We start from the raw sequence: 11,094 nt of genomic DNA, 5'->3' as shown, positions 1-11,094 counted from the left end.
TTAGCAGCCGTTGCAGCCTTACCGCGTGATGCGGAAATCTGTGGCTGCAACGGCATTTGCAAAGGCACCATCGTGGACGCGATTGAGGGCGGCGCGACCGACCTGACCGCGATCAAAGCCGTAACCAAGGCGTCAGCGTCCTGCGGGACCTGCACGGGGTTGGTGGAACAGGTTCTGGCCGTCACGCTGGGCGATGATTTCGTCATGCCTGCGGCGCAATCAATCTGCGGATGCACTGATCTGACGCATGAAGACGTGCGGCGGATGATCAAGAGCCAGGAACTCAAGTCCATGGATGCCGTCTGGCAGGAGTGTGGCTGGAAGACGCGCGATGGCTGCCACGTGTGCCGCCCTGCCCTGAACTACTATCTGATTGCCGATTGGCCGCTTGAGTATCTGGACGACCCGCAATCGCGCTTCATCAACGAGCGCAAACACGCGAACATCCAGAAAGACGGGACATTCAGTGTCGTGCCGCGCATGTGGGGTGGGATCACCACGCCGGATGAGCTGCGCGCGATTGCGGATGCCGCCGACAAATACGACGTGCCGACGGTGAAAGTGACCGGCGGTCAGCGCATCGACCTGTTGGGGGTGAAGGGCGAGGATTTGCCCGCCATCTGGGCCGATCTGAACGACGCCGGGATGGTGTCGGGCCACGCCTATTCGAAAGGCCTCCGCACGGTGAAGACCTGCGTGGGCACTGATCATTGCCGGTTCGGGACGCAGGATTCCACGGGCCTTGGCATCAAGCTGGAAAAAGCACTGTGGGGGTCGTGGACACCGCACAAGCTGAAACTGGGTGTGTCCGGTTGCCCGCGTAATTGCGCCGAGGCGACGTGCAAGGACATTGGTGTCGTCTGTGTAGACAGTGGGTATCAGATTGGCATCGGTGGTGCGGCTGGCATGGACGTCAAAGAGGTTGAGCGCCTGATTGATGTTGAGACTGAAGAAGAGACCATCATCGCGATCAAAGCCATGACACAGCTTTATCGTGAGAACGCCAAATATCTCGACCGCATCTACAAGTGGATGAACAAGGTGGGGCTGGATTGGATACGCGAGCGTATTGCCGATCCAGCGGAGCGTGACCGGCTCGCTGCACGCTTCGATCTGTCCCAGACCGTTTACCAGAAGGATCCTTGGGCCGAGCACGCACAGAAAAAGGCGGCGATCTACCGGCCTGTTGCAAACCTGACTCTGGAGGCTGCAGAATGACCGACTGGATAGATATTGCGGCCCTCGACGACATTCCCCAACGCGGGGCCCGCGTGGTCAAGACACGTGCAGGCTGCGTGGCGGTGTTCCGGACGGCCGGCGACGAAGTCTTTGCCCTCGACAACGCCTGCCCGCACAAGCAGGGGCCACTGGCCGAAGGGATTGTGCATGGCAGCGCCGTGACCTGCCCTTTGCACAACTGGGTGATCTCGCTAGAGACAGGCCTCGTACAGGGCAATGACGATGGGCAGGTCGCAACCTATCCGGCCCGGGTCGAAGGCGGACGCATTCTGTTGGACACAACGTTCCTGCAAGCGCGGTCTGCGGCATGAGCACCTGCACCACATGCCCTTACTGTGGCGTAGGGTGCGGGGTCATTGCATCGCCAGATGGAAGCATCAAGGGCGACCCGACACATCCCGCGAACCTCGGGCGGCTCTGTTCCAAAGGGTCTGCCCTGGGAGAAACCATTGACCTTGAGGGACGTTTGCTTGACCCGACCGTTGGCGGGATCAAGACGGATTGGGACGAGGCGACCGCCCTGGTCGCACGCAAGTTCTCAGAAGCCATTCGGGATCATGGGCCGGACTCGGTCGCGTTTTACGTATCGGGCCAATTGCTGACAGAGGATTACTACGTCGCCAATAAGCTGATGAAAGGCTTCGTCGGCTCCGCAAATATCGACACGAATTCAAGACTTTGCATGGCGTCGTCCGTTGCAGGTCACAAGCGGGCCTTTGGGGCGGATACCGTGCCCGGCACCTATGAAGATCTGGAACAGGCCGATCTTATCGTACTCGTCGGGTCGAACCTGGCTTGGTGTCACCCAGTTCTGCATCAGCGCATCGCGGCTGCGAAAGAGGCAAGGCCTGAGATGCGGATCGTCAATGTTGATCCGAGGCGTACAGCAACATCTCAGTTGGCTGATCTGCATCTGAGTATTGCACCTGATGGCGATGTGGCCCTGTTCAACGGGCTCTTGGCGCATCTGGATGCGACAGGCCGTGTGAACCGCGCTTACGTCGATGCCCATGTGAATGGGTTTGATCCAGCAGTGGATGCGGCCCGCGCGACGGATGCCGCCGGAAGTGGCCTGTCGCCGGATGATCTGGCGATTTTCTCTTCCATGTGGGCGGGCACCGAGAAGGTTGTCACCATCTACTCCCAAGGCGTGAATCAATCTGCCTGTGGGACCGACAAGGTCAACGCAATCCTGAATTGCCATCTTGCCACGGGTCGCATCGGACGACCAGGCATGGGGCCGTTTTCGGTCACCGGCCAACCAAATGCCATGGGTGGGCGCGAGGTTGGCGGCCTCGCCAACATGCTGGCCAATCATCTGGATATCGAAAACCCCGATCACCGCAGTGCGGTACAGCAGTTCTGGTCCAGCCCCACCATGTGCACGGGCCCCGGACTGAAAGCCGTTGATCTGTTTCAAGCCTGCGCCGATGGGCGCATCAAGGCCCTGTGGGTGATGTCGACGAACCCCGCCGTAAGCCTGCCCGATGCGCAAGGCGTGGCCGATGCCATTGCCAACGTGCCCTTCACCGTTGTGTCGGACATCATGGCCCGCACGGACACGGGCGATCTGGCTGACGTATTGCTGCCCGCCGCCGCGTGGGGCGAAAAAAGCGGAACCGTGACCAATTCGGAACGTCGAATTTCGCGTCAACGACCGTTCCTGCCCGTGCCGGGCCAGGCGCGGCCCGATTGGCAAATCATCAGCGACGTCGCACGGGCGATGGGATGGGCGGACGCCTTTGACTATGCCTCCCCTGCCGCGGTGTTTCGGGAATATGCGCAGCTGTCGGCTGCCATGCGTCCCTTTGGGCGCGATTTTGATATCAGTGGCCTCGCTGGCCTGACAGACGGCGAGTACAACGCATTGGAGCCCGTCCAGTGGCCGGTACCAGAAACTGGCACGGGGCAACGCCGCTTTTTTGCCGATGGAGGTTTCTACCATGCCGACGGCAAGGCGCGCATGCTGCCCCTGACCGCTCCGAACGCATTTGCAGACGGCGCGTTCCATCTGAACACGGGGCGCAATCGCGATCAGTGGCATACGATGACACGCACGGGCAAGTCGCCCCGGCTGGGTGCGCATCTGGCGGAACCCTATGTCGAAATCCATCCCGATGACGCACGCAAGGTCGGCTTGGGCACCGCCGAATTGTGTATTCTGAGCGATGGAAGCAATATGACTGTGCTGCGCACTTTACCTACGGACCGCGTGGTACGCGGTACGCTGTTTGCCCCGATGCACTGGACCCGCCAATTGTCCGCGAGCGGGCCGGTGAACGCCGTTGTGCAGAGCATGACCGATCCAGTCTCTGGACAACCCGCATTGAAATTCGGGCGTGTCACGGCACAGCGTTTTGACGCGCGCTGGTTCGGATTTGCTGTGTCAGCAGAGCGGATGCAGCTTTGCGGCGACTACTGCGCCATTGCCCGAACCGAAACCGGGTGGCAGGCGGAATTGGCGGGGCTGACCCCACTTGATGATGTGCAATCGATGCTTTCACAGCTTTTCGGCCCGCTTTCCGGATCTGTCAGCATCGCCAGTGATGGTGCGACAGGCACGCAACGCATGGCCCATCACATGGATGGGTGCCTGACTGCGCTGCTTTTTGTTGCACCCGAGCCTGTCCAGCTATCGCGCCCTCACGCCATCGCAGCCATCGGGCAGGACAGTCCGGCAGGAGCGGCTTTGGCAGGGCGTACGGCGGGTGCCCAAGCTGATCCTGGCCCCACCGTTTGCGCCTGTATGAGCGTCGGATTGAACGATCTGAAACGCGCGATCGCGGATGGTGCCGCAAGCGTCCAAGCGCTCGGAGATTGCACCGGCGCTGGAACGAATTGCGGTGCCTGCAAACCTGAGCTTGCGGCCTTGCTGCCCGCCCGCCCCACAGCCGTAGCTGCAGAATAGGAAAAGCATCATGAAAACCTTTCCCATGTTCCTGACTATGACCGACCGACGGGTGGTCATCCTTGGTGGCGGTGAACAGGCGACCCAGAAATGCCGCCTGATGCTCAAGACCGAGGCCGCGATCGAGGTTTTCGCGCCCGCTTTGGACGTGGAACTCCAGTCGCTGGCCGACACAGGACGGATCACCCACCGGACGGACCCGATCACTGCGGATGCAATGCGCGGTGCGCCGCTGGTCTTTGTTGGAACTGGCTGCCCAGGGATCGACGCAGCACTGCATGCCATTGCGACAGACGCAGGCGCATTGGTGAACGTGGTGGATCAACCCGATCTTTGCGACGCGATCACACCTGCCATTGTGGATCGCGATCCGGTGGTGGTTGCCATCGGCACTGAAGGCACGGCACCGGTGTTGGCACGCCAGATCAAGACCGCGCTTGAGCGTATGCTGGATCCGCGTCTGGGTGATCTCGCTGCATTGGCCGGTCGGTTGCGTGACTTTGCTGCGCGGCGTCTTGCACCCCGGCAGCGGCGTGACCTGTGGCGCTGGGTCTTTAACGGCCCGTTGCGCGCCCAACATGCACGCCAAGGTGATGGCCCTGTCGCCCGTACGATCAAGGATGTCATTCGTACCGGCGCCGTACCCGCCGCCGCCCCTGCCCCCGTTGCGCTGGTTGGCGCCGGACCCGGCGCTCGTGATCTGATCACCATGCGCGGCGTGCAACGGTTGCAAGAGGCCGACATCATCTTTTACGACCGTCTGGTCGATCCGGGCGTTCTGGAACTGGCCCGCCGCGATGCCGAACGTGTGTTCGTGGGCAAGGAACCCGGCTGTCATGCGTGGCCACAGGACAAGATCAACGCAGTCATCGTTGCAGCGGCCAAGCGCGGACAACGGGTGGTGCGCTTGAAATGCGGTGATCCGGGCGTATTTGCACGCGGCGCGGAAGAAGCCGATGCCCTGCGTGCTGCAGACTTGGAATATGAGGTCGTGCCGGGCGTGACCGCAGCAAGTGGAGCCGCTGCCGCCGTTGGCGGCTTCCTGACCGAGCGTGGAAAGAGTGACACATTGGTTCTGACCACGGGCCGCTGCGCGGAGGGCAACGGCACACCGGACTGGGTGACGCATCTGACCCAGCGCAGCAATGTCGCCGTTTACATGGGCGTGGCGGCAGCCCCCAAGATCGCCGAATGCCTTCGGCGCGCAGACCTGCTGGATCAGGTCGAGGTAACCGTCGTCAGCAATGCCCAGCGCCCGGAGCAAAAGGTCTTGCGCTGCAATGGTCGGGATATGGCGTCCAAATTGGCAATCGCGGGCATTGAAAGCCCCGCAATACTGTTCCTGTCACGGCCCGACGCAGCAGAAACAGAGGTGCAAGCGCCAGAGCCCCGGCTTGTGGCCGTGTGATCGCGTCGATCCGACGTCGTCATAGCGCTGGCACAGCGTAATTAGACACCCTGAGGTTCTGGTGCCAACTCCGCACGCACCTTTCGGCGGGAACTCAGGGTGCGGATCAACGCTTTGGCTTCGGCGGGCGGCTCCTGCTCAATTCTGCAATAGTTCGTCCCGTCCCGTTCTCGGTTCAACAGTCCGCATGAAATCATCATTCGTCGCAAAGTCGCCGGGTCCCTGAAAAGATGTTCCTCAGCCAGATGCACGTTCATCCCGCGCTCATCCAATGTCTGATTGGCCGGCATCGTGGCCCACATCGCCCAAAGTGCGAGCGTTTGCGTGGTACGTTTGGACGGCCAACGAATGAGACGCCCAAACGCATCGAATTGATGCAGCGCACGTTCAACCGCGCGGGCGTCTATCGTGGTAGGCGCAGTCTGATTATCCAATCGCTTTGCTGCCGCGGACACCGCGCGCAGGTGCTGGACATTCTGAAAACCGGCAGACCGGGCCACCATGTTCATCAGGGTGAGATGTTTGGGGCTTGTGTCACCTAGTTGTCGGGACAAAGCGCGTGTGAAAGCGGTCATATCATCCACACGCAATGGGACAGGTGTTTTGGTCATGATGCATCCAAGTCGGGCGTATTGCACACTCGTCGGTCGCTGGCTTAACGAAACGCGCCCTACTTCATGCGATTTCGTTTTGGTTGTTGGCAGGTTTAGCACTCGGGTAAGAGCAGCGACGCCTCGGTGTCTGCCGACCGTGCCTGACGGGTACCAAACGCGAGGTGTTTTGCCAAGTTGTGGATGTCCGGATCGCCTGTTTTTGTCCGTCCCGATCAATCCGGACGCATCGCACAGTCAAATCATCCAAGTGATGCACAACGGGCCGCACGGTCCGTCTTGATTTTGACATCAACCAGGATTGACACCATGTCCCTATTTGACCCCGACGCCCTAAACTCTGGCCCTGCAGAAGCCTTGAAGGAATTTGCAGACAATAACGATGCGCCCGCAGTGCTCATTGAAATTGCGCGCGGCGGTTTGTCGGTCCGCAATGCCGCCGGAACGACTGAGCGTGACGGTGATGAGGCTGCCAGCACGGACAACACATTTGAAGTTGGCTCGCAAACCAAAATGATGACATCTGTGATCGTGCAACAACTGGTCGGTGAAGGTGCCATTGATTTCGATGCCCCCCTGGCAGAGCAGATGGACATCACCGGCCTTGAAGACATTCCCAACATTGGTGAAGTCACGGTGCGCGAGTTGCTGGCAAATCGGTCCGGTATCCCCGATTTCGACACGATCCCGGGTCAGGGTGACTTGCCGGCATTCATCGAACTGCTCATTGCTGATCCAACTCAGACATTCGGGCCGGACAGTTCGTTGGACCTTGTCGCAAATCAGCCTGCGGATTTTGCCCCGGGTGAAGCCTACGGGTATTCAAATACAAACTACCTGCTGTTGCAAAAACTGATCGAACAAAGGACCGGCGACAGTTTTGCAGAAGTGATGTCCGACCGTATCTTCTCTGTCGTCGGCATGGATGACAGCTCGATGAGGTCCGAGTTCGACACAGATGGTATGCTGCGGTCCTATGCGGAGATTTTTCCCGGTCAGACAACGGACGTTACCGATGTTCCGATGGACTTTGGTGCGGCTGGCGGCGCTGTGTCGACCACTTCAGACATGATCCGCTTCATGGACGCGTTGCTTGTTTCTCGTACACTGCTGCCACCCGACCAATTGGAAGAGATGTTGGACTTCCGTGCAGAGGATGGCACCCCAAGTCTGGATGGAGAAAGCCTTGGTCTGTCGTCGGGCATCGCCTTCGGGCAACAGTTCATTGGATTTGCGGGTGGTACTTTGGGCACCCGCACAGCGACCTTCCTGCATGTCGAATCCGGTACGATCTTTTCGATAGCGGCAACGCTTTCCGAAGTCGAACCAACCGAACTTTTGCTTGACGCGTTTTCCGCAATTTACGACGACAACAACTGGGCCAATTTCGACCCATCGGACGAAAGCTTCACGATCGATGGCACAGCAGCCGAGATTTCGCTGACAGAGGATGCGGATGCACCCGGCGGCCCGGAAACAATTTTGGAACTGGGCAACGCCAGCCTGACCTACGAAGGCCGACTGAGTGATCTGGATACGGGCCGCTTCACCTTTTCGGATGGCTCGACCCTGTCGATCGGCACCGATGGTCGAGACTTCATTAACGTCCTGCGCCAAACACCTGATGCGGCGCACAGCGACAACCAACTGATTGGCGGCGCCGGCAATGATCATCTGCGTGGTGGCCATGGCGACGACAAGATCGACGGGGGTGAAGGACGCGATTTCATCCGAGGGCGCGATGGTGATGACAGCATTTCCGGCGGCGAGGGAAATGACATTCTGCGTGGCGATCACGGGGATGACATCATCGACGGGGGTGAGGGGCGCGATCACGTCCGTGGCGGTCATGGCGACGATACGTTGTCCGGCGGGGATGGCGATGACATGATCCGTGGTGGCGAGGGTGAGGACATACTGGACGGCGGCACCGGACGCGATTTGATGTGGGGCGGTGAAGGAGCAGACACGTTTGTCTTCCAGTCAAACTCTGGTCAGGATCGCATCTTTGGCTTCGACGCAGACGAAGACCGTCTGGATTTCTCGGAAACCGGATTGAGTTTCGAAGACCTGCAGATCGAAACCTATGGATCCTACACACGCATAAGCTATGGCGATTCTGAGCTGTCCGTCTTTGGAAACGCCTGCGAGCCCTTGACGGAAGACAGTTTTATCTTCTGAACACGCAAACGAAAAAGGCGAGCGCGCATAGCGATGTGCGCCCGCCATTTTGGAACTGCGGTTACATCATGGATCCCACACACCTGAACTTCGATGTCGAAACCCTGCGCCTGGCTGCCGGGACCGGATTGCTGGTGTTGTCAGCGTTTTGCGGACATCTTCTTCTGTTGCCTGACAACCATCGACACGTTCGCCTGCCACTAGCACTGTTCTTTTGGGCAAACGCATTTCAGTTGTTGAACCTGCCTGCGAGCGCACTTCGCGGCGATGCGGACCAGGCATTTCTGCACATCGCCCTTGAATTGATTGAAGTCCCCCTGACGATGGTGCAGCCACTGCTGCTCTGGCTGTATGTCACTCGGTTGACCGATGATCCGACGCGCGAGTCCACGCGCCCACGCTGGCTTTGGCACAGTCTTCCCGTTGGATTTGCGTGTATATTGTACATTTACATCTTGCTCTTGCCTCGCTCCTTGCAGGAAGGGCTACATCCGGGCGCAGAGAACCAAGTTGTTTGGCAAACTCTTGCGCTCATTGGGATGTACCTTGCTACAATCCTTTTCTATGGTTTGGTCCCGATCTACGCCGTCCTGATCCTTAAGCGGCTAAGGCAATACCGACGACGCCTGAAAGACTTGTTTGCCAGTACCGAAGAACGGGAAATGGCGTGGGCATGGTGGCTTGCGGCCGCCGTACTTGTGTTCTGGGCCTTTAACCTGATCACGATTGTCGCTTCTTTGTTAGCCTTGGGGGTTCCAAACGCCGAAACCTTTGACTCGCTGCTACCAGCAATCGTTGTTCACTACGTCCTGATTTGGAGCATTGCGCTTTGGGGGACGCGGCAACGCCCGGGTATCGTGTTGCCACCGGTCAAACATATTGCGGCGACTGACCCGGCAGAACCGTTCCGGAAATATGGCAAGTCCGGGCTGAGCGAGGTGCGCCTTGACCGGATTGCGAACAAAATCGAAGCGCTAATGAGTGAACAGAAACTCTATCTCGAACCTGATCTGTCGCTGTGGGACTTGGCGGGGCGGATTGGCGTGACCACCCACTATGCGTCCCAAGCCCTGAACGAAAAGATCGGCGAACGGTTTTTTGACTACGTCAACAGTTGGCGCATTCGGGATGCGACAGAGCGGTTGCGCACGACCGATGCAACCATTCTGGTCATTGCCTATGACGTCGGCTTCAACTCCCGATCCTCGTTTTACACAGCGTTCAAACGTGAGCTTGGGGTGACCCCGTCGCAATACCGCGCGAATGCATAGAGACACTCGCTCTATGAAAGCCGAACAAGCACATGGGGACAAAAGAAGAGAGGCCGCTCTGAACCGAGCGGCCTCTCACAGCACCTATGGTGGTCTAATGCGCGAACTTCTTGATCTCGCCTGACTGCAGACGCGCGCTGTAAGAGTTCAGCTCTTTGCGCACCACTTTCATCAGGAAGTACAGGCAGAAGATATTGACCACAGCCATGGCAAAGATCGCTGCATCCGAGAAGTCGATAACGGGACCAAGGCTCGCCGCCGCCCCGATCACGATGAAGATGCAGAAGATGATCTTGAACACCAATTCCGCGGTCTTGCCTTCGCCAAACAGATACGTCCACGCCTTCAGCCCATAGTAGGACCAGGAGATCATCGTGGAGAAGGCGAACAGGATCACTGCAATAGCCAATACAAACGGGAACCAACCAATGGCAGATCCGAATGCCGCCGAGGTCAGCGCCACACCAGAGTTTCCATCAACTGTTGCGATGGCACTGCCTGCTTCGTTCAGCATGTAGTTGCCTGTCGCCTCGTCAATGATGAGCTGTTGCGAGATGATGATGACCAACGCCGTCATCGTACAGATAACAACCGTGTCGATCAGCGGCTCCAGCAGGGACACAAACCCTTCGGTAATCGGCTCTTTGGTTTTCACCGCCGAGTGGGCAATCGCAGCAGAGCCCACGCCCGCTTCGTTCGAAAACGCTGCGCGCTTGAAACCTTGGATCAACGCACCGACAAGTCCGCCCGCGACGCCAAGCCCGGTGAACGCACCGACAAAGATCTGACTAAAGGCCCAACCGATCATGTCGTAGTTGACGATCAGAACAACCAGCGCCGCGCCGACATACATGATGCCCATGAACGGCACGACCTTTTCGGTCACCTTCGCGATGGATTTGATCCCGCCCACGATCACGGCAAAAACCACGGCCGCAAACACAAGACCCGTGATCCAACCTGGGAAGTCGCCAGTGATCTGAGTGATCTGGGCATGGGCCTGGTTGGCCTGGAACATGTTTCCGCCACCAAAAGCTCCTAGGATACAGAACACGGAAAAGAGCACGGCCAGAATCTTGCCACCCGGCAGGCCCAACTCATCAAACCCTTTCGAGATATAGTACATCGGACCGCCAGACACGGTGCCATCCGGATACTCGTTGCGGTACTTCACACCGAGGGTACATTCGGTGAACTTGGATGCCATGCCCAACAGACCGGCAAGGATCATCCAGAATGTCGCTCCTGGCCCACCGATCCCAACGGCAACGGCGACGCCCGCAATGTTTCCAAGGCCGACTGTCCCCGAAAGAGCTGTAGCAAGGGCTTGGAAGTGGCTGACTTCGCCAGCATCATCGGGATCGGAATAATCCCCTTTGACCAAGCCGATGGCGTGTCCAAAAAACCGGAACTGCACGGCGGCAAAGTAGATCGTGAACACAGTCGCACCAATAACCAGCCACATCACGATCCATG

Annotated in this window: 8 protein-coding genes; 6 read left to right on the top strand and 2 right to left on the bottom strand. The window is 58.7% G+C overall.

The features are described from left to right. From AC6RA8_RS17535 to cysG, 4 genes are all read left to right on the top strand, one after another. Positions 1 to 1,218: (2Fe-2S)-binding protein (locus AC6RA8_RS17535; protein WP_500354400.1), on the top strand; the 1,218-nt coding region annotated here is incomplete at its 5' end. Then, complete coding sequence (gene nirD, locus AC6RA8_RS17530) at positions 1,215 to 1,550, top strand: nitrite reductase small subunit NirD (protein ID WP_500354398.1); 336 nt, start codon at positions 1,215 to 1,217, stop codon at positions 1,548 to 1,550. The genes AC6RA8_RS17535 and nirD, both read left to right, overlap by 4 nt. Continuing rightward, on the top strand, positions 1,547 to 4,147 hold the full coding sequence (locus AC6RA8_RS17525; RefSeq protein ID WP_500354396.1) for a molybdopterin-dependent oxidoreductase: 2,601 nt from the start codon (positions 1,547 to 1,549) through the stop codon (positions 4,145 to 4,147). Before nirD ends, AC6RA8_RS17525 begins: the two co-directional genes overlap by 4 nt. A 10-nt stretch (positions 4,148 to 4,157) precedes the next feature. Then, the gene (gene cysG, locus AC6RA8_RS17520) at positions 4,158 to 5,555 is read left to right on the top strand and encodes a siroheme synthase CysG (RefSeq protein ID WP_500354394.1); all 1,398 of its coding nucleotides are present in this window, start codon (positions 4,158 to 4,160) and stop codon (positions 5,553 to 5,555) included. Between the two features lie 41 nt (positions 5,556 to 5,596). Here cysG and AC6RA8_RS17515 read toward each other — a convergent pair whose 3' ends face one another. Further along, positions 5,597 to 6,166 carry a DUF2087 domain-containing protein gene (locus AC6RA8_RS17515; RefSeq protein WP_500354392.1) on the bottom strand — a complete coding sequence of 190 codons (570 nt, stop codon included), beginning with the start codon at positions 6,164 to 6,166 and terminating at the stop codon, positions 5,597 to 5,599. A gap of 309 nt (positions 6,167 to 6,475) precedes the next feature. Between AC6RA8_RS17515 and AC6RA8_RS17510 the strand changes: the two genes are divergently transcribed. After that, complete coding sequence (locus tag AC6RA8_RS17510) at positions 6,476 to 8,347, top strand: serine hydrolase (protein WP_500354390.1); 1,872 nt, start codon at positions 6,476 to 6,478, stop codon at positions 8,345 to 8,347. 68 nt (positions 8,348 to 8,415) lie between these two features. Then, positions 8,416 to 9,618 carry a helix-turn-helix transcriptional regulator gene (locus tag AC6RA8_RS17505; RefSeq protein ID WP_500354388.1) on the top strand — a complete coding sequence of 401 codons (1,203 nt, stop codon included), beginning with the start codon at positions 8,416 to 8,418 and terminating at the stop codon, positions 9,616 to 9,618. A gap of 94 nt (positions 9,619 to 9,712) precedes the next feature. On the opposite strand, the gene AC6RA8_RS17500 is transcribed toward AC6RA8_RS17505, so the two are convergent. Next, a partial coding sequence (locus AC6RA8_RS17500; RefSeq protein WP_500354386.1) for an alanine/glycine:cation symporter family protein occupies positions 9,713 to 11,094 on the bottom strand: 1,382 nt, incomplete at its 5' end.

This window comes from Tateyamaria sp. (assembly GCF_059783535.1).
The sequence above is the reverse complement of the archived record's forward strand: the minus strand, read 5'-3'. Positions and strand labels throughout refer to the sequence as shown.